Annotated in this window: 20 protein-coding genes; 11 read left to right on the forward strand and 9 right to left on the reverse strand. The window is 68.3% G+C overall.

Annotated features, from left to right (window positions below):
- The first annotated feature begins 181 nt into the window (after positions 1 to 181).
- The 5 genes from ACFWI4_RS38800 (at position 182) to ACFWI4_RS38820 (ending at position 3,703) form a co-directional block, all read left to right on the forward strand.
- Positions 182 to 388 (forward strand): hypothetical protein, encoded by a 207-nt coding sequence (locus tag ACFWI4_RS38800; protein WP_387206144.1) that lies wholly within the window; start codon positions 182 to 184, stop codon positions 386 to 388.
- An 861-nt stretch (positions 389 to 1,249) separates the two neighbouring features.
- Positions 1,250 to 2,152, forward strand: coding sequence for a sigma-70 family RNA polymerase sigma factor (locus ACFWI4_RS38805; RefSeq protein ID WP_387206140.1), 903 nt, complete (start codon positions 1,250 to 1,252; stop codon positions 2,150 to 2,152).
- Entirely contained in the window at positions 2,149 to 2,973 is an 825-nt protein-coding gene (locus tag ACFWI4_RS38810) for a hypothetical protein (RefSeq protein ID WP_387206106.1), read from the forward strand. Before ACFWI4_RS38805 ends, ACFWI4_RS38810 begins: the two co-directional genes overlap by 4 nt.
- A gap of 281 nt (positions 2,974 to 3,254) precedes the next feature.
- The gene (locus ACFWI4_RS38815; protein ID WP_387206108.1) at positions 3,255 to 3,482 is read left to right on the forward strand and encodes a hypothetical protein; all 228 of its coding nucleotides are present in this window, start codon (positions 3,255 to 3,257) and stop codon (positions 3,480 to 3,482) included.
- A complete protein-coding gene (locus ACFWI4_RS38820) occupies positions 3,479 to 3,703 on the forward strand; it encodes a LexA family protein (protein WP_387206110.1) in 225 nt (74 codons plus the stop codon). The genes ACFWI4_RS38815 and ACFWI4_RS38820 overlap by 4 nt, the downstream gene beginning before the upstream one ends.
- Positions 3,704 to 3,915: 212 nt before the next feature.
- Here ACFWI4_RS38820 and ACFWI4_RS38825 read toward each other — a convergent pair whose 3' ends face one another.
- Genes ACFWI4_RS38825 through ACFWI4_RS38835 form a run of 3 tightly spaced genes read right to left on the reverse strand, consistent with a single transcriptional unit; the run spans position 3,916 to position 4,940 of the window.
- The gene (locus ACFWI4_RS38825) at positions 3,916 to 4,365 is read right to left on the reverse strand and encodes a hypothetical protein (protein ID WP_387206112.1); all 450 of its coding nucleotides are present in this window, start codon (positions 4,363 to 4,365) and stop codon (positions 3,916 to 3,918) included.
- Positions 4,353 to 4,550: a hypothetical protein gene (locus ACFWI4_RS38830; protein WP_387206142.1), complete on the reverse strand. Its 198-nt coding sequence runs from the start codon at positions 4,548 to 4,550 to the stop codon at positions 4,353 to 4,355. The genes ACFWI4_RS38825 and ACFWI4_RS38830 overlap by 13 nt, the downstream gene beginning before the upstream one ends.
- A gap of 15 nt (positions 4,551 to 4,565) precedes the next feature.
- Positions 4,566 to 4,940 carry a hypothetical protein gene (locus ACFWI4_RS38835; protein WP_387206114.1) on the reverse strand — a complete coding sequence of 125 codons (375 nt, stop codon included), beginning with the start codon at positions 4,938 to 4,940 and terminating at the stop codon, positions 4,566 to 4,568.
- Positions 4,941 to 5,292: 352 nt separating this feature from the next.
- Here ACFWI4_RS38835 and ACFWI4_RS38840 point away from each other — a divergent pair, with 352 nt between their 5' ends.
- Positions 5,293 to 5,856: a hypothetical protein gene (locus ACFWI4_RS38840; RefSeq protein WP_387206116.1), complete on the forward strand. Its 564-nt coding sequence runs from the start codon at positions 5,293 to 5,295 to the stop codon at positions 5,854 to 5,856.
- Positions 5,857 to 6,113: 257 nt separating this feature from the next.
- Here the strand turns inward: ACFWI4_RS38840 and ACFWI4_RS38845 are convergent, their stop codons facing one another.
- Together ACFWI4_RS38845 and ACFWI4_RS38850 are read right to left on the reverse strand one after the other, a co-directional pair.
- A complete protein-coding gene (locus tag ACFWI4_RS38845; RefSeq protein ID WP_387206118.1) occupies positions 6,114 to 6,815 on the reverse strand; it encodes a GAF and ANTAR domain-containing protein in 702 nt (233 codons plus the stop codon).
- A 180-nt stretch (positions 6,816 to 6,995) separates the two neighbouring features.
- Complete coding sequence (locus tag ACFWI4_RS38850; RefSeq protein WP_387206120.1) at positions 6,996 to 7,322, reverse strand: hypothetical protein; 327 nt, start codon at positions 7,320 to 7,322, stop codon at positions 6,996 to 6,998.
- 143 nt (positions 7,323 to 7,465) lie between these two features.
- On the opposite strand from ACFWI4_RS38850, the gene ACFWI4_RS38855 reads away from it, so the two are divergent.
- The 5 genes from ACFWI4_RS38855 to ACFWI4_RS38875 all read left to right on the forward strand — a co-directional run bounded on the left by ACFWI4_RS38855 (position 7,466) and on the right by ACFWI4_RS38875 (position 13,670).
- Positions 7,466 to 7,930, forward strand: coding sequence for a hypothetical protein (locus ACFWI4_RS38855; RefSeq protein ID WP_387206122.1), 465 nt, complete (start codon positions 7,466 to 7,468; stop codon positions 7,928 to 7,930).
- A gap of 986 nt (positions 7,931 to 8,916) precedes the next feature.
- Positions 8,917 to 9,174 (forward strand): hypothetical protein, encoded by a 258-nt coding sequence (locus ACFWI4_RS38860; protein ID WP_387206124.1) that lies wholly within the window; start codon positions 8,917 to 8,919, stop codon positions 9,172 to 9,174.
- 903 nt (positions 9,175 to 10,077) lie between these two features.
- Entirely contained in the window at positions 10,078 to 11,583 is a 1,506-nt protein-coding gene (locus tag ACFWI4_RS38865; RefSeq protein WP_387206126.1) for a replication-relaxation family protein, read from the forward strand.
- Positions 11,584 to 11,727: 144 nt separating this feature from the next.
- Positions 11,728 to 12,072 (forward strand): hypothetical protein, encoded by a 345-nt coding sequence (locus tag ACFWI4_RS38870; protein WP_387206128.1) that lies wholly within the window; start codon positions 11,728 to 11,730, stop codon positions 12,070 to 12,072.
- A 329-nt stretch (positions 12,073 to 12,401) separates the two neighbouring features.
- Complete coding sequence (locus ACFWI4_RS38875; RefSeq protein WP_387206130.1) at positions 12,402 to 13,670, forward strand: helix-turn-helix domain-containing protein; 1,269 nt, start codon at positions 12,402 to 12,404, stop codon at positions 13,668 to 13,670.
- Between the two features lie 76 nt (positions 13,671 to 13,746).
- On the opposite strand, the gene ACFWI4_RS38880 is transcribed toward ACFWI4_RS38875, so the two are convergent.
- From ACFWI4_RS38880 to ACFWI4_RS38895, 4 genes are all read right to left on the reverse strand, one after another.
- Complete coding sequence (locus ACFWI4_RS38880) at positions 13,747 to 14,385, reverse strand: hypothetical protein (RefSeq protein WP_387206132.1); 639 nt, start codon at positions 14,383 to 14,385, stop codon at positions 13,747 to 13,749.
- Positions 14,386 to 14,387: 2 nt separating this feature from the next.
- Positions 14,388 to 15,299 carry a nucleotidyltransferase domain-containing protein gene (locus ACFWI4_RS38885; protein ID WP_387206134.1) on the reverse strand — a complete coding sequence of 304 codons (912 nt, stop codon included), beginning with the start codon at positions 15,297 to 15,299 and terminating at the stop codon, positions 14,388 to 14,390.
- A 230-nt stretch (positions 15,300 to 15,529) separates the two neighbouring features.
- The gene (locus ACFWI4_RS38890; RefSeq protein ID WP_387206136.1) at positions 15,530 to 15,928 is read right to left on the reverse strand and encodes a hypothetical protein; all 399 of its coding nucleotides are present in this window, start codon (positions 15,926 to 15,928) and stop codon (positions 15,530 to 15,532) included.
- Positions 15,928 to 18,327 (reverse strand): Helicase associated domain protein, encoded by a 2,400-nt coding sequence (locus ACFWI4_RS38895; protein ID WP_387206138.1) that lies wholly within the window; start codon positions 18,325 to 18,327, stop codon positions 15,928 to 15,930. The genes ACFWI4_RS38890 and ACFWI4_RS38895 overlap by 1 nt, the downstream gene beginning before the upstream one ends.
- Positions 18,328 to 18,892: the final 565 nt, after the last annotated feature.

Here is an 18,892-nt window from a genome sequence, read left to right on the forward strand (position 1 = left end):
GCTTCTCCCTGTATGGGGAGAAGCCGACCCCATATCTGTTGCTGAGCCTCGTGGCTGTTGTCGGTAGGCTGTGGTCAGCCGCTGCGGGCAAAGGCGTGATGGGAAATCCGCTTCAATCTTCGAGATTGTGACCCTTTGTCGGTCTGAGCCGGTTCGAGTCCGGTAGCCCGCGGCGGTGCCCGTGGCAGAGCGAGTACGCGTCCGCGAGATCGATGATGACGAGGGCAGGCGGCTACTGCGGATCACCCGCAGAGGTACCGGGTCGGTGGTGACCTGGCGGCCTGCACTTCTGCCCGAGGACGCCGTCGAACGGATCGAGGCGCTCGCGGCCCTGCGCCATGAGGTGCTGACGAACCCGAGAGCACACAGTGTCCCCGGGCCTCAGTGATAGCCCGCGGGGAAGATCGTTCGGCTAAAGCCCTGCGGAGCCTTTCGCCGCGTAGGCGACCGCCCTTCATGGCCACGGCTCGTGAAGACAGCCCCCTACCAGGTCCCGGTCGGGGGCTGTTCGTCGCGCAACATCGCCGCAAGCTCCGCGCTGTTTCAGCGGGCTCGTTTGTGCGCTCGAGACGTGTGTCTCGTGATTGTCAGTGCTGTGGTCTACGGTCGCCAGGGTCCCTTGGGATCGTTGCGCTCTCGCCTGGCCTCTAAGGGCGGCCAGGCGAGAGCGGCGATGCCCGCTTCCCCCAGTGTTCGGCACGGGGACGGGCGCTTCCGGATGGAAGGCCGACACCAACGGCGTCATGTTCTATTGACGTCGCTCGGGCGTGCAATTGCAAGGAGAACTGGGAACTTCCACCCGGCAGCGTGCCGCCTTGTGTCGCAGCCACCGAGGTGCATGCAGCGCCTGGAACCGATCCTGTGATCGGCATTGTTCCGTGATTCCGCGATCACGTGGCGTAGCAACTGCCCCATTGGCCATGCTGGTTGACCTCCCAGCCAGTGCGGCTTCGGCACCCGCCTGCCCGGGACCCGGTGCCTCTTTTCGGATGGAGCACCGGCCGAGAATTCCGGCGGAAGGTCTGTGTATGAAGTCCCGTTCGATAGTCGTCATCGGCGTCACAGCAACGGTGTTCGCGTGGAGCGCAGTGCTGGTGGCGGCTGGCCAGACGGCAGCGGTGGTTGCGCTCGCTCCTGCCCTTGCGCTGACGGTTCAACAGATCGTCCACGCCACCCGTTCCCATTCAGCGTCCCGGTCCAGCCATCGCGTGGACGTGGCCGGGGACGAGGAGGGTGAGGCTCCGTGACGATGCCTACCGAACCGCCAGCACCGTCTGGCAGACCGCAGGCTGCGCGGCCGGGGCGCAAGCTCGGGCCCGTCGCCGACAGCGTCGGCAGCGTTCACCGTGCCTGGCTGGACCCGTTGCGCGGCAGCTACCGGGCCAGCGGTCTGACACTGAACGAGCTCAGCACTCGGCTCTTGTTCGCCAAGTCGAAGCTGTCCGAACTGCTCCGGGGCGTGGGCCTGTACCCCCGCTGGGAGATCGTGCACATGCTGGCCGGTGAGCTGGGCATGCCCAGCTCACCTCTCTACCGGCTGTGGCGGCAGGCGGCGTTCGAAGCGCACAAGAACAACGACTGGGTCGAGAACTGCACCGACCACAAGCCCATCCTGACGACCGCCCCCACGACCCCTCCCCTGGAGCACCGTGCGTTCCGCGAGCTGGTGGAAAACGACTACAGCCTCTACGCCCAGACCTTCCTCGACGACGACCAGCGCGATGCCGCCGTCTCCGACACCTTCGACATCCTCTGGCTGTCCTGGAACGACGCCCTCGCCAGCTACGACGCCCGCCACTTCTCCTGGAACGTCCTGCGCGCCACCGTCATGTCCCGCACCCCCCACCGCGACGGCCGGCCCGAGCTGGGCAGAGCCGCCTTCGACACCGTCGCCCTGCGATCCCTCAGCGAACCGGACCACCACATGAACCAGGTCACCGAGAGCCTGGAGCTCTTCACGGCCATGAGCCGACTGCCCGCCGGCCAGCTCGACGTCATGGTGCTGCGCCGGCTGTGCGGGTTCCCGCCCGAGACCACCTCCGCCCTCCTCGGCGCCTCACTGGCCACCGTGCGCTCCGATGAACGCCACGCCATCCGCTTTCTGGAGAGCGTGTTGTGCCCGCCTCCTTCCACTGAAGGGACCACCTCGTGACCGGCATCGAAGAGCTCCTGTCCAGAGCCCTGCTCGTGCGCGAGCGCACCGTGCCGCGCGACGTCGTCCCCTCTCCGGCTCCAACCCCAGCAGTCGACCACCGTGCAGAGCCCCCCGGACAGGACCCCCAGCCCAACGCAGCAACGGAAGACCTCCACGCCCTGTGCGAGACCCTGGTCTCGCACACCTCGCCTGCCACCGTCGTCAAGTTCGTCACCGACCAGGTCCCCGAACCCCGCAGCGCCCTGGTCCTGGCCTGCGTTCTGCAGCTGACCGACACCGCTGAGGGCGCCCGCTTCTGGTGGCAGTACGCGGCCGGTGCCGGGCAGGCCGCCGCTGCGTACTGCCTCTACCTGCATCATCTGGCGCTGGGCGAGCCGGAGACAGCCGACTGGTGGCACCGTCAGGTCGATGCCGTCCAGCCCACGCCCGAGCCCCCGGCCTGGGACGACGGGAGCAGCTGGAATCCGGCAGAGAACCGGATCACCAGCGCGTCGACCACGCAGTTCATGCGGATCCTGCGTCACCTCGCTCAGCAGACCGTCCGGTCCCGGCCGGCGTCCGTGTGCAAGCTCATGGCCTACATCCCCACAGCCGTGACCGCCGGCTATCTACGCGAGCCTGACTCAGAACTTCCGCTGCCCGGCAGGGAATTTGCCCGTCGCGTCAATGCTCTGCTCGCGGCGGTCGACCGGCCCCATACCTGGAGCAGGCGGCCCACCAATCCGGAGCCTGCATCGTGTGGGTCATCGCAGGCTGAGTCGGTGGAGCGGCCCTATCTCCAGAAGGTTCCTGAAGAGCTGGGTACGGCGAGGTACTGAGGGAGGGTGCACCAGTCCGCATCCTCAGCGTGAATGCCGTTCCGACGCGCTCCGCCCGCCCCGTGCAGAGCGTGTCCGGGTGCCTGTGGCGGCGGATCCGGCGCCACGGCCGGTGCGGGCCTGTGCCGGTCCCGGATCCGTGCCGCACGCCCCGCAAGCGTCGGCATGGGACGGGTGGGTGCCGGACTGCGCCGTCCGGCACCCACCCGAAGCAGCGCACCACAGCACGGTGTAGAGGTGTTGACTTGAACCAAAATTCGAACATGTGCACTAATAGAGTGATGGAGTCCGCACCCTTCCCTGACGACCTGGTCCAGCTGCAGGCGGCCTGGATCCGCACCTACGACGCCCTTGCCGCGCCCCGCACGGTCGCGCAGACGGTGCTGCGCCGCCGGCTGCAGACGTTGTCGGCGCGACTGTGGTGGCACCCGTTCTGGTCGCAGCCGGGAAGGGGCCCGGGGGAGCGGGTGGAGCTGCGCCATCGGGTCCGGGCCCGGAGTGCGCAGTGAACCGGCGTCCGGCGCACCTGACCGAGCGGGAAGAGCAGATCCTGCGCATCATCCGCCGGTCCATCCAGGACCACGGGGAGGGCCCGACGGTCACGGAGATCGGTGTGGCGGCGGGACTACGCAGTAGGAGCACGGTCGCGTACCACCTGCGCAACCTGGAGGAGCGCGGCGTGCTGGTGCGTGACGGGCACAGCTGGCGCTCGTGCCGGCTGGTCCGCTGACGGCCGTCATCTGTCGCGGCTCCGGACGAAGACCTGACGGCACTCGCCGAGGAACTGAAGCGGCGCCTCACACGGCAGCAGGTTGTAGAACTTGCCGAGCTGATGACGGCCTGACCTCAAGGTCGCCAAGTGCTTACCCGGTAAGCACTTGGCGACCTTGCTGGCTGGCCACGCCGACGCGCGGCGCTGCGCTCCGCCAGGGGGCGGGCTGCTTATGCGTCGTCACCGTCCTCAGAGACGTCAACGCTGATGCTCGCAAGGTTCGCCTCTCGGTGCTTTGCACCGACGCCGTCCTCGGGGATCAGGTACTTGTCCGGCGGGAAGTCCCAGGGCAGGCACCAGGTCATGGCCTTGCCGCGCATCCCGTTGTCGCGCGTGATGACGGTGATCTGGCGCGGTGCGATGGCCTCCTGTAGATGGGCCGCGCGGGCCACGACTTCGTCATCGTTGTTCGGCAGGCGTCGGTGCCCAAGCTCGTCGCGTAGGACCAGGGCCTCGGTGCCGTCGTGCAGTTCGAAGCGGCCGTCGGTGGACAGGCCCTTGAGGACGTCGCCCAGCAGTTCGTAGACCCCACGCGCCCTTCCGCAGTTGCGTGCGGCATTACGCGGACACCTGCGGGGAGGCCGCCCCGCGTAGCGGCCAGACCGCGTCAGTGCTCCCACGCGTTGGGGCCGCCGCCCCGCCACTCGATGAGCTCGGACCTGACGACATCCATCTCGTCCCAGCCTTGGAGCCCGGCCACTTGCAGGAACGCGACGATGTCCCGCACGGAGAACGCGCGGCCGAGGATCACTCCATCGGCACGGACCCGCCGGCCCCCCTCCTCATCCGGCGGGTACACGATCACGGGGGCCACGGCTGCCTACACGTTCGGAGAACCCGGAGCAGCCACGGCTACCACGTGACCACTGGCGTCGACTGTGAGGGCCACGCGTTCCATCCGGTTCGTCGTGGCAAGGATGAGCCAGACGATCCCCCACAAGAGACACGTGACGACCGTCAAAATTGCGTGCAAGACGTGGTTGACGGGCTTCCCGCGCACCATGACGGCCTGCGTCTCCGAGCGGGATTCCACACGCCAGCCCGACGCGATCCGCTGGTTCACCGCCCAGTCAAGGATCAGGCGCTGTTGCTGAGCGTCAGGCGGCCTGTCGCCTGGAGTGAAGAAGTCAGGCGGAGGCGGGATCGGCTCGGCCGGATTTTCCCACCCGGGCCACTTCTCGGACGATCCGGACATGACACAAGGATCATGCCGACCGACCAGGCACGCACCTGGAGGCTGGCCATACACATGCTCCGTTCTCGTGCAACGCGCGCCGAAGGTCGAGTGGTACAGCCCTGGTCCGGGCCGGTGGCTCACTGTGGCGCAGTCCAACCGCCAGTTCGCCGCCGTACCGGACGACCACGGCTGCCTACCACTGCGAGTACCGGAGTTCGGATCCGCTGTACAGCTACCGCACCCGCGCTATCGGGTCCATCCACTACGGCGAGACCGCGAACGCGGATGTGAGCGGAGCCGTCCTGAACGCCCGCTGCCTTTGGCCTCCCCCTTGCAGCTTCAATCCGCGGACGAAGGAGAGACCGACCCTGTGGACGTCTGGGTGGCGTGTGTGATGTGGAGCGAGCGGATCCTGCGGGCGGTCGACCGCATCCCCGGGGAGCGCAGCGACCGCCTCGAGCGATACCGGACCTGGTCGACGGCACCGGCTACAGCCGAGGCACTGCTCAAGTTGCTGCTCACCTTGAGTATCCACGCCCTGGCCCTGGACGCGGTCGCCCAGGGAGAGTACGTACGAAGCACGCGGCAGAAGGCTGAGCCGCAGGCCTGCGGGGCGCCTCAGGCGGCAGGCTGGCATGGCGGCTGGGTGACTACATCGTCGTGCCCTGCCGTCCTTGTCCTGACATCGGGAGAGGGCGTAGCGGTCGATGCCGAGCTCGGAGCGTTTTCCCCCGCGGGCTCCCCGGAATGGGGCGGCGTTCTGCTGGGTGAGCCGGCGCGTGTGGCGGTAGCGATGCGGTCGAGCGGCCGGGCACGGCTGCGTTTCCCGGGCGGTCGGGAACGGCGTATTCGTCCCGAGGGTGCGCCGTATCTGGATCGCCGGGGCCGTCTGCTGGTGCCGTTCGTGGGCGAGGGCCAGATCCCGTCCGGATGACGCGGGACCGAGGTACCCGCATCAGACAGAGGGCATGATCCTTGCCGATGCCCAGCTCTCAGGCGCCCGGCTCCCCGCTCTCACCCTCACCACCTGGGCTGGCATTGGTACCGCTTTCGCCGACCGACGCGGCAGGCAGACGCACCCTGCTCCTGGCGCCGCCCACGGTCGCCTGACCGCGTCGCCAGAGCCTTTCCTGGCCCGGCGCCGGATGTGTCCGTCCGGTTAGCCAAGGGCCGTACTCGACCGGCCGGAGGTTAGGGAATGCCGCCCTTTTCGCAGACCCGGCGGGCGACTTCGCGGAGCTTGATGTTGGTCTCTTGCGAGTAGCGGCGCAGTACGTCGAAGGCTTGGTCTTCGGTGAGGTGGTGGCTGCCCATGAGGATGCCCATGGCCTCGCCGATGACGTGACGGGTGGCTACGGCGTGTTCCATCTGGGCGTGGGTGCGGGCGCTGGAGAAGGCGATGGCCGCGTGGGAGGCGAGCAGCAGCCCGGCCTGCTCACTGTCCGCGGTGAACGCACCGGCTTTTCGGGAGTAGAAGTTCAGCGCCCCGAACTCCTCGGCGTCGGTGAACAGCAAGAAGCCCATCATGCTTCCCACGGCTAGCTCGTGGGCCCGTGGGGCGAAGAGCGGCCAGCGCGGCTTCGATTCGGTGAGGTCGTTGATACGGAAGACCCGTTCCCCCTGCGCGCTGTGTGCTGCGTCGAAGCACGGCCCTTGTCCCAGCTCCGCCTGGAGCCGGTCGCTGTCGATGACGAGTTGGTCGGTGGGGGCGAGGGTTTCCACCTGATGGTCGTGCAGTACGAGGATGCCTGCCGCGTCGCAGCCCTCGACCAGCTCCGTGGCCGATGCCGTGATCCGCTGAAGGGTGGCATCGAAGGAGTCCTGAGCCAACAGGTCCCGTGCCATCGTCGCCAGCTGCTGCCCGAACTGTCCCCAGTCCACTTCATCCTCCATCGTTCATCCGGTCAGAACCGACCTGATACCCGCCTTCCGCGCGCTCACAGCAGGACTTACGACACGCGCTGGAAGCAGCACCGGCAACGAGGAGCCGCGCAGCTTACCTGTCCGCGACTCCTGTACCGGCCCACTTATCACCTCATGCAAACACCACGCGTCGCCGCTCGCAGAGCAGCTTCATCGCTGCGGCGGGCGGGGCAGGTCTCCGCCAAGGCCGGCCTCGGCCGTGGGTTCGGCTGCGCTGCGGTGAGCGATGCGCAGTCCTTCATGGGGCCACCAGTAGGCGCGGTGGGACGTCGCTGTTGTCCCGGCGGTGTCGATCAGGACCTGGTAAGCGGTGCGGCCGTCGGGCCAGTCCTGCCGGGCGGTCACGGTTGCCCACTTCCAGCTGCCGTTCTGGCGCACCCACAGCGCGGGCGGATCGGCGGGCGGCCATGTCCGCATCTTGGGCTTCGGGCCTTCGCCCTCCCGCCACGGTCGTGCCTCCGCTGGGTCCTCTGTCATAGCCCACTCCCATCTCGGGGCCCGGTCCGTGCTCACACCATTATCGTTCTCATGCTCGAATTCCGGTGATCTTGGCGACCGCTGCGCTTGCTCACGTAACCCCGCCCTCAGATCGTGTTCTTGCAGGTAGTAGATTTACATCCGTGACGAAAATGGGTGTGGTCCTGGACGGCGAGGCAGCGGTGCGTACGCGTCTGGTGGAGCGGACGTGCGCCTGGTGCGGGACGGTCATGACGTACGGCGGCCGGGGACGGCCGCCGAAGTACTGCACGGCTGCGCACCGCACCCGGGCGTGGGAACTGCGCACTGCGCAGGCCCGTGCGGAGCGGCCCGTGACGGCCGGCGGCCGCACCACCGCGCCGGTCCGTGAGGTGGTGGAGCGGACGGCGACCCGGACCGTGACCGTGGCTGTGCCTGCGCCGCCGCGTCCGGCGGTCAGGATGAGCGGGAAGCCATACACCCTGCCCGAGGATGCCGTCGAGTGGGTGGAGACCCTCAAGGCGCTGCGGGACGTCGCGGGGGTCGGGCAGATCTACCCCTTCCGCGAGCAGCTGGCGAGGATCTGTGACCGGACCGCGCAGGTGCTGCGCGAGGCTGTGCCGGTCTGACGTCCTGCGGGGTCGGGCTGTCCTGGGGTGCCGGGGTGTCCGGTGTGCCTCGCGTGATCCGGAGCATGGCGAGCGCGGTTTCGGGGTCGGTGCCGGCCAGGTTGCACGCCTTGGTCTCGATGCGGTTCGCGGAGCGGGCCCGCAGTACCGGTGTGATGCCGCCGGGAAGGAGGTGCCGGAGGGCCGCCGTGAGGTACCAGAGCATGCCTGCCCCGCTGGACAGGGCTACGACATGGGAAAGAGCGGGAAGAAGCACGGCGGACTCCAGTTCTTCGGGCAGGTGTCTTTCACCCCTTGGTGTGCGGGGTGGGGGCAGGACAGTGACAGGGCGGCGGCGTTTGTGTCGTGCCGCAGCTGGAGCACCGGCCAGGACAGGGGCGACGGGTCTTTGGCCGCACTGTGCGGGGTGCGGGGGTTAGCCGCGCAAGTGCTGCCGGGGAGGGGACGTTGCCATGTCCGGCGGGCTCATTCGATAGTTGGCGGGATGCAACTGCCGAGCCGGTCCGCGAGGTTGGGCAGCTGCTCGAGGCGGGTCGTGCGCAGCGGGCCAGGGCGGCCTATTGAATGGCGTCACGCAGGCAGGTAAGGGAGGCCCCGGCTGCCCCTGGCGGGTGATCTCGGGACAGAGCCCGTGACCGGGCGGGTGGGCAGCGGGGTTGACCGTGCATGCACCTGACCCGAGGTCTGCTCACCACTGCGGCCGCCGTGACCGCCGTCCTTGCGACCGCCCTGTCCGCTGCCCCACCGACTTCCGCTGCACCGTGCACGTCGACGTGGCAGGCGGTCCAGACGGTGGCGGTGCGCAGGCCGGCGTGGAACGAGGGGCCGGTCGCGACGACGCGTTCGCCGGTCGTGCGTTACCTGCACCGGGGTGTGCGGGTGCGTTCCTGCGTCGTGGCGGTGGGCCGTACCTCTTGGTCGCAGTACCGGGAGTGCGGCGGCGGGAGTCTGTGGCGGATCGTGGCCGGAGGTCAGGTGCCGTCCGGATGCCTGCGCCGGACATGAACCAGCGAGCCAGCCTGGCGCCCCGCGACCACGACCAGGACCAGGGCCTGGCGCTCACCCTCGCCGTTCTGCTCCTGACCGGTGGCGTGCTGCTGGTGTCCTGCTGGATGGGCCCGCTCACCACGTTCGCCGCCGTGGCCGTGCTCGTCGTCATCGCGTATGCCGCACCCGGCCTCGCCCGCGGCCTGACCGTGCGCCGCGCGGTCCGCCGGCTCCTGCGCACCCTGCCCGACGCCTGAGCGCCGGGAGCCGGTTGGCCGTCTCTCTCCCCTTCCTACTTCAGAGACCGGTTAGCTGCGCAAGCCCGTCACGCGTCCGCTCTGCATTCAAGATTCTTTGTCCGGTTCCTTGCCGCGCCCGGGAGGGCCCTGACCTGTGGTGGTGGGGGTTGTGGTCGGGGTCTGGCGGGCGGTGGTTGGGGGGTGTTGCCGGAAAGTGATGTGGCTGGTCGGGGTGCCGTGGTCGGGGCCTCCACTCCTAGCGTGAAAGCCGTCCGGACACGCTCCGCCCGCCCCCGGTGTGAGGCGTGTCCGGATGCCTGATGGCGGCGGGTCCGGCGCCACGGCCAGCGGGGCAGCCCTGCCGGTCCCGGATCCGCCGCCACAGGCCCGGGCAAGCGCCGATGCCTTGCTCTGGCGGTGTGGCGTCGGCCACGGTCAAATCCGCCCGTCAAGGGGCTGGTCAAGGCGAAATCGGACATCCGTCGGGGCGGTCGTCAGACCGCGGCCAAGGGGCGCCTTCTCACGGTGGTCTCGGCTCGTGCGCACCGTCGTGTGCGGGCCGGGATGATCGCCGATCCGGCCGGCAGGCCGAAGGAATGAGGACCCCGTGCCCGAACCGACCCCGCCCCCGACCGGACCGCCCCTTCCCACTGTTCTGCACAGCCGCGATCCTGGAACTCTGGCTACCACGCCTTCGGCGCACGGCCCGGCCGCGCCCGGGTGGTCGGCTGCCGGGCAGGCCCCGGTAGGCCCCTGCCGCTGGCGCTTGCGTTCCCACTGCCGATCCCACTTCCGTGCCCATCACCTGCGGCAGCCGCATTTCCCCTTGTCACCAAGGGTTTTCGGGCCCGCGCCGGACGGTCACAACCCTCTTCTCTCCTCCACCACTGACACCCCTGGGATAGGGACGGGGTGTCAGTGGTGGAGGAGATCATCGGGTTCGGGGCGGCGTGGCTGGTGCCCTGTGCGGCCGGGCGGGCCAGCGACCGGCTGGTGGGCCGGAGCGCGGTCGAGGGGAGGGCGTACCTGATGGCGGACAGGCGCACGGAGAATGAGGCGAACTCGAGTAACGACCTGCGCGCGGATGTGCTGCGTGTCCTCGGGGTGCTGAAGGTCGCCACCGCCGATCAGATCCAGCGGCTGTCGCTGCCGCACCTGACCTACCGGCACACGACCAAGCCGACCCGGGCGAAGCAGAAGGAGGCCCGAACGGCCTCCCACCGTGCTGCGGCGAACGACCTTCGGCGTCACGGCCTGGTCATCGACGGCGGCCGCACCCGCGGCGGTGAGGAGGTCCGCCTTCTCACCGCGGCAGGGCTGGCGGCCGCCGCGATCGACCTGGACCGCGAACCGGAAGAGATGGGCGCCATGCCCAGGAGCGGGGGCCGCTCCGGTGCCTCGCATGCGATGACGGTGAACGAGGCGGTCATCGCGCTGATCCGCCCGAAACCGGACCTCGGCCTCGTGGTCGGGGAGCCAGCCGAAGCGGTCGCCGCCGCGCAGGCCGCCGTCGACGCACCGGATGGGATCGGCAGCCTCCCTTCCTACGCGACCGAGGTCGCGCTGCCGGTGAAGGGCACCTGGAAGAACCCCGCGATCGGCAGCCCCCGCGCCGACGTCGTCCTGACCGCTCCGCAGGCCGGGGTGCCGCTGCTGTTCATCGAGGTGGACAACTGCACCGAGGAAGCCCCGCTGATCGCGGCGAAGTTCGACAAGTACGCCCGGTTCTTCCTGCGGAAGGAGAAGGACACCGACGGTATTGAGAAGCCGATGTGGTGTACTCGCTGGACTACGCCCGCGGACGATGCCTACGAGCGGGTGCACCCGCCGGTCCTGCTCGTCTTCCACCAGATCGGCAAGCGCTCCGCCAAGAGCCAGATGGCCCGGGTCGCCGACCTCACCCGCCACCACTGGCAGGGACGGTGGCATGCCGAGGGCGGCTACCACTCCTACGACACCTGCATCCCGATCGTGGCGACCACCTTGGAGTCGCTGCGCGAACACGGCCCGGCCGGGCCCGCCTTCTGGCGCTTCGGCCACGACCACCGCCAACGGCTGACGGACGCGATCGGCAATCCCCGCCGGGACGCCTACCTCGCCAGCCGCCGCCAGGCCGCTCGACGGGAACAGCGGCGCCGCAAGGAGCGGGAAGCCGCGGAGCGGGAGGCGCGGCGGCCGGTGTGCGCGGACTGCGGGAGGAAGTTCACCGACGAGAGGTGGGAGGCGACCGGCTCCCACCACGGCTGGAGCAGCGGCCAGTCGCACCCGCATCTGTGTGAGCACTGCCAGGACCTGGCCGTCACGGGGGAGCAGAGGGCTGAAGCCGACGAACGCGAGCGCCAGGAGCAGGAACGCCTTCGGCTGGAGGCGGGGGAACAGGCCGCCGCGCAGAGGGCCGGCGGCTGGTTCTCCCGCTTCCGTACCTGACCCGGGCCAGTCACGGTCTTGATGGGTGGTCCGGCCTTGCCAGAGCGTTGTCAGGGCCGGACCGCCCTTGAGATTACCGGCTGGCCTGGCCTCAGGGACCTGACAGGTGCGCACGTTGCTGGCCTTGAGCGCGATCCTTGCCGTGTGACGAGGAAACCCGTGCGCCGGTGTGCCCAGTGCCGTGCGCTGCTGCCCAGGGACGCCGGCCCGAACCGGCGGTACTGCGACACGATGTGCCGCAGCCGTCATTGGCGGCGTGTGCAGCGCCATGAGGAGATCTACCAGCGCGCCGTCTACAAGGGCCTGCAGGTGATGCGGGGTGAGTACCTGTGGGCGCAGGGCCTGTGCCCGGTGTGCGGGGTTTCGGTCTCGCTGCGCAAGCGGACGGACTCGGTGTACTGCTCCCCGAAGTGCCGCACCCGGGCCTGGCGGCGTCGCCGCGAGGCTGCCGGCGCGGCTGGTGACGGATCCGAACGGCCGTTGCCGTAAGCGTCACCCAGTGACGTTTAACCATCACGCTCACCGCCACTCGCCTGCTTTGCTGAGGCGGCCCGGTGCCCCGACGACGGAGCCGTCGCCTACGCGCTCTACGCGTTGGAGACCACCACCACCTGAACCAGCTCCCCGGCCCGCCTGGCAGTCGCGAACCGGGACCTGTCCGGTTCGGCCGCCGTCTCGGGCGATGCCAGCACGGCGGCGCTCCTCGGAGTGCCGGTAAATGGAAGGCCCGTTGTCGGACCCAGTCCGTAGCCTGTGCTCAGCCCCTTGGGCAGTGGTCCGGATGCCGGGCCTTGGATCACGGGAAGCGGGACCCCAAAGTGACGTCGATCTACCTCTCCTCCGACAACCCCCGGTGGATGCCGAAGACCGAGGCTGACCTCCAGGCCGCGGTCGACAGCGGCCTGTTCGACGAAAGCCACCACCTGGATCTGAAGAAAGCCCCGAACAGCAAGGGCGACAACAAGGAGCTGGCACGCGACCTGTCCTCGTTCGCCGTCCACGGCGGCACCCTGATCATCGGGGTGCAGGAGAACAAGGACAGCCGCACCTTCGAACTCGCCCCTCAGCCCCTGAACGGGCTGCCGGAGAAGATTGAGCAGGTGGCCCGGACCATCCCCGACCCGCCACTGACCGTCATCACCGAGGAGATCAGCGCGGCGGCCGACAACGGAACCGGCTACCTCATCGTGCACATCCCGGCCAGCCCAGTCGCGCCGCACATGGTCGACAACCGCTACTTCGGCCGCGGCGACAAGACGAAATACCAGATGGGCGACGCCGAAGTCGTCGCCCTCCACACACGGCGACGCAACACCGAAGCCGACACCCTCACTCTGCTGCGCAAGGAGATGGACGAGGACCCGCTGCGCGACGTCGGAGCCCAATCCCACCTCTTTCTGGTCGCCCAGCCCACCGCCGGACGACGGGACATGTGCCTGCCCATCACCGGCGCCAAGGACTGGAACCAGCGCCTGCACGCCCTGATCCAGCGTGCCCTGCAAGCCCCTCGCACCAGGGCAGCGCTCTCCGCAGGATTCAGCCCTGATCTGTCTTCCGCCCACCAGGGCCACCGTCGCGCGAGAGGAGTAGCCCTCAGCTCCTCGGGGCTCGGGGCCGGCCGCGTCTACACCCCGGAAGGCGGCTCGCATGACGAGTCCGTCGTTGAGCTTCAGCTCTTCGAGGACGGCGGGCTGCGGCTGCTCATGACCCGCCTCTCCGAAGGCATCTCCAAGCCGTACGAGTCGCCAGGCGAGGCCGAGCAGGTCATCTTCGACGCTGCCGTTGTCGTGTTCACCCGGCACATATTGGACCTGATCCGCCTTATCTCCGAGGACGTGGGCTACCACGGCAACTGGGCCGTGGCCATCGGAGCCAACCGGCTCCGCGGCCGACGTCGCTGGAGCCCGTCGAGCATCTTCGCCAGCAACCACCGATACAGCGCCGAAACGTACGAGGAGAGCACCGGCGCCACGCTGGGCGAACTGTGCGATGCGCCGGGAACAGTGACGCGAAGGCTCCTCGGTCCCCTGCTCCGCTCGTTGGACTCCGAAGAGGCGTTCGCGAAGGCCCTGACCGACGAGGAGTGATCCTCGCTGCTCCGTGAGACGGCACGGCCCCGGGCCCCGGGAGACCAGTCTCCCGGGGCCCACTCCTTGCTGTTCTTCAGTTGCTGGTGTGCGCCGGGTCGGCGCCCTGCGCTTCGGTGAAGGTGCCGTAGTCGGTGGATCGGTTGAGCAGGGTGAAGTCCATGTCGCCAGCTGTGAACCGGCTGGTGTAGTAGTGCCCGGTCGCGGCCTTGGGCTGGAGGCCGGTGACCGCGATCCGGCAGGCCCCTTCGTGCCGCGGGCTTCGAGGCTGGTGCTCCACGCGGGGCATGTTGTCGTACAGGAATCCGATCTCGGCAGTTCCCGAGTTCTCGGGGGCGATGATGGTGGCGTTGCTCGACCGCGAGGTGCTCTCCTTCGTGCGGAGCGTGGCATGCAGGCTCCAGAAGGTCTGCTCGATCGTCATGTACGTGGTGATCGGGCCCCGGTTTCCTCCCTCCGGTATGTGGCTCTGCGGGCTCGGGACAAGCACGACACGCCAGGTGCCCGTGACCCAGGCACGGCCGGTGAAGCGGTGGATGACGGGCCAGCGCCAGGCCCACTTGTCGAACACGACGGTGCCGTAGCCCACGAGGGCCGGGATGTACGCGAAGAGGTACCGGAACTCGGACGGGTACAGGCCCAGGACGACGAGGATGCCTGTGTAGAGGGTGGCGGCGATGGTGGCGCCGGTGCGGACGGTGGTCGCGGTGTTCATCGTCAGCCCTCGTAGTTGAGGTAGTGCCACGCGCGCTTGATCAGCTCGCGCGCGTCCTTCTCGGTCCACTTCTGGCCCTCGCCGAACACCTTCTTGATCCCGTTCGGCTCCACCATGCGCAGATAGCTGAACCAGGTTCCTGTGAGCTGCCTGTAGACCTGCCGCAGGCTCTCGCGGACCACAGCGTCCAGGCTGTCATCGAGGCGCAAGACGTCGTCCGGGACGTTGTAGATCAGGCACTCGGAGAAGTACGACGGAAGGGCCTTGATCACGCCCTCGGAGGCGAGGTCGTTCTCGACGTTCTTCAGCACCCGCACCACGAACTTGTACCGGTACTTGGTGTTGGTGTTCTTCGTACGGCCGTTGACCAGTTGGAGCTCGGGCCAGTTGATGACACGCTTGCCGTTGCGCCCATAGACGACGCTGCCCACGTATTCGCCGCCGGGAACCGTGGTGTCGTAGGCCACCCATTTGAAGCACGGCACCACGTCGATGCTGGGACGGCTGCCCACAACCTCCGGAACGTACACGGCGAGGTTCTGGTCCGTGTCTACCGAGCCGAAGTGGTTGGTGAGCGCGTTCTCCACCTCCCGGCGAAGCTTCTGCCGAGTCCACGGCCCCGCGTAGCCGGCTGGCTGCCCAAACCACCAAGCCGCCAGCCCCTCCGTATGGAAGGGGTCGTTGAGCTTCACCATGATGTCGACGTCGCTGTCACCACGGACGTTGGTGTTGTTGGCGTACGAGCCCTTCGACGCCACCGTGATGTCGAGTCCCCGGAACGGCTCATGTCGGAGCACTGCCTGTTTCACCATGCGCTCGGCGCGCTCCAGCCGGAGCTGTTCAGAAGCACCCGGAGGGTTCTTCCATTTGTTGATCAAAGCGATCCGCTGTTCATACGTCAGCTGTCGTGCCATGAACGCCTCCATGCTCCGGCGCGGCCGCGCCGGCCAACAGCGTACGAGCGGGCACTGACAGCGACGCACCGATAAATCCGCATCGGCGCTGGGGCCAGATGCGGCCAGGGCGGGGAGCTCGCCGCGGTGCCAGGGGAGAGCGGCTGGGGCACGATGTCGGCGGCCTCTAGCAGCGAAGGGACCCCGGGCCGCCCAGCGCCCCGGGGTCCTGCCGCCGCTCTCACAGCCGCTCACCACTCGTCGGGTGCGCTGCCCACCCACGCGATCGGCCGGCCCTCGCTGTTGCGGCCCCAGTGCGGTTCCTCCATCGAGGTCTCGTGACCGCCGGGCAGGACGCAGATCCGCCCCCAGCGTCCGTGCTTGCCCGCACAGAGCCCGGCGAGCCCGTCCGCATCACCGTCGCGCACGGCCTGGTCGTAGCGGTCCTGGAACGCCTGGAGACGGACGCACAGCTCCCTGCCGAACTCCGCCTCCGCCACATCCACTTGGGCCCGCGCCTCCTGCACACCAGGGTCGGACAGCAGCAGCGCGATGACCTTCTCCGCCTCCGCGAAGGCACGGGCGCGGCCGTGTCGCCGTACGGCCTCCTGCACCCGCTGCTCCGCGGCCTCGCGGCCGCTTGCGCTCACTACGCCGCTCCTTCCATGGCCGCCCAGCCGAGTCCGAGGCCGGCGAGTGCCTGGAGTTTGTCGGTGGTGAGTTTGGCCCGGCGGCTCTTGGTGTTGGACAGGAACACTCCGAGTTTGACCTCTGTCCCGTCCGGCAGTGTCTCTACGTGCCCCCTGGGGACCACCAGAGAGCCTGTGCGGGTCTTGTACTGCGCCAGGGCCGCCACGCCCTTCTCGAAGGCACTCACGGCCTTTCCGGGGGCGGTGGCGGGCTCTGCCTGCTCACGGGGCACCGGGACGACGCCGACGGCCTCCAGGCGCTGGCGTTGCCCGTCTGCCAGGGCCTGCCAGACTTTCGGTGTCCGTTGCCGGGCGAGCCACTTGCCGATGTCCATGCCGTGGACGGTGAGCCCGGGCAGGACGACGGAGTGGTCTTCCTCGTCCGTCAGCAGCTCCCGCAGCGCGGCGTAGTGGCGTTGCCATTCCGCGGGCCAGGCCGGGTTCCAGTCTTCGTCCACGGCCTCCAGCGCCGTCTTCCACTCCGGGTGACCCTCCAGCGCACCAGCACGGCGGAGGTTGGAGAGCCACTGCCCCACGGGCCGGTCCAGCATCGTCGCCGACCGGGGTGCGCACAGTGTCCAGTGCTGGTCGTAGTAGGCCTTGGCGGCCTCCAGGTTCTCCTGGAACCGTTCATCAGCTGGCGACCAGACCATGCCCAGTTGTTCCAGCCGTCGTGCGCGTTGGCCGTTTATCTGCCCCGCCCCGTACGCCCGTCGCTGCTCGGCGATCCACTGCCCGAGCGGGTAGGTGCCTTCCTTGTGCCCGTAGGGAACCCTGGCGTGTGCCTCACGTTCGGTGAACTTTTTGAGCGATGCCCAGCCGCGGGCCCAGTCCTGCTTCTCCGTGTCGATCACGTTGAAGGACACCCAGTTTGCGACCATCACCGGGTCACGTGGAGCGGCGAAACGGAGCAGGAGGCGGGTTTCTTCCTCGCCGTCCTCGGGCTTGGCACCGATGTATTCGGACGGCTGCGCGACGTCCTTCTGAGGCTCCTGGGGAATGGCAAGCAATTCGACGGCCTCTTCATCGTGAGCCCGCAGACCCTCCAATACCTTCACCAAAGGCCGATACGACCCCGACGTGAACATGTCCTCCGGCTTCTCCCCAGGCTGGAGAAATACCGGCACGATCAAAGAGGCGAGTTTCCCCTGTCCCGGCTTTTGCCGCAGTGCGCGGCCGATGGCCTGGACGATGTCGTGCGGGGCGCCCTTGGGGTCCAGGAGGGCCACCGAGTCCACTGCCCGGATGTCGACGCCCTCGCCCAGGACCCGGCAGTTGGAGAGGACCGCGCGCCGCGCGGTGGTCCCGAACTGCCCCAGCACCTCGCGCCGGCGCTCGGGCACGTGCTCACCGCACAGCCAGTTGGCCCACACCTCGGCCGGGTATGTCTCTGGCTGGTCCGCATGCAGCCGCTGCGCCACCCGCTCCAAACCCTCCGCATAAGCCGATGCCTCTATCGTCCGGTGGTGGAAGGTGATGCACGTCTGCAGCTGGTGCTGCTCCATGGTGTGCAGCAGCGCCGCCTGGAGCGCCCCGAGCCGCTGCCCACGCACCTCCTCACTACGCCGCTCCTCACCCATCAGCCGCTCCGGGGTGACCACCGGGTCCTTCAGCTCCAGGACGATGATCTGATACCGCGCCAGCAGCCCCCGCGACACCGCTGATGCGAGCGAGAGCTTGTAGAGCACCGGTCCGAACACGTTCTCGTCGTCCATGGAGGCCGCCATCTCCTTCGGCAGTGCCTCGCGCACCCCCTCCGCGACCTCCCAGTTTGGCCGTTCCTGCCAGATCCGCGGCGTCGCCGTCAGGTACAGCCGGCGCTTTGCCGGGATGACGTGCTGGTTGTGGATGTCGGCCCACGCCTTGCCCATCGAGCCGGACGTCCTGTGCGCCTCATCGACCACGGCCAGGTCCAGCGGGGCCAACTGCTGCCCGTAGACGCCCTCGAACGCCTCCGCCAGCACCCCCAACGACGCGTACGTCCCGAAGATGGTCACCGGTCCCTCTCCGTGCCACAGCGCCAGCTGCACGGGGTTGGTGGTGGAGCGCACCTTCAGGTTCCACAGTTCCGGGTCGTCGGTGAGGCTGCACACCGCGACGGCCGGCCCTGTGTGTCCGGCGTCGCGCCATGCCTTCACGGTCTGGGTCAGAAGGTCCAGTGTCGGTACGAGGACGAGAATGCGTCCCTTGGGCACCATGCGCTTGGCCGATGCTGCCGCGATGAGGGTTTTTCCTGTTCCGCATGCGGCGTGTACCTGCCCGCGCAGACCGTTGGAGGGAATGCCGCCGGGTGGCATGTCGAGCCCGCGCACAATGGCGGCGACGGCCTCGATCTGATGGTCACGCAGTTTCACGGCCATTCCCGTGTTCTCCTTATGCGGCACACAATCAGGCTGGAAAGTCTGATGTTGATGAAGAGGACTGGTGGTAGTGCTGCCTGATCCCAGACTCTACACAGCAGACACCAGTGATGCATCAGATTCACCACATGAGTCGATGACTGGCCTGATTCTAACCTCAAGCGATGTGCTGGTGTGTATTATTGTGAAGTTTTGTCGAGTGCGATCAGACAGGCCTCGAGAGCGGAGATGAGTGGGGGAGGGATTCGGGTGGAGCGCAGCGGAACCCGTCACTGCAGTTGAGGCCAGCATCCCACCGGGGCCCGCAGGGTCCGACGGAGCGTCACCCCAGCTGCACGGTATGACCTGTGATTCCCAGTCACCACACAGGCGTGACACGTGATGCACCCTCTTGCCGCCAGCCCTAGGCGACCGCGCTTGCGCGGGTGCCCACAATTCGCGCTTGCGCGAATTGTTTCCGCTTTCAGAATTCCGTTTACGGAATTCATTCCCGCGCTTGCGCGGGAATTTTGAATTGCGCTTGCGCAATTCGTATTCTATGCAGCGCGCCAGCGCTGCATATCCC

It is taken from the genome of Streptomyces sp. NPDC127038, from assembly GCF_042725875.1.
Taxonomy (GTDB): Bacteria; Actinomycetota; Actinomycetes; order Streptomycetales; family Streptomycetaceae; genus Streptomyces.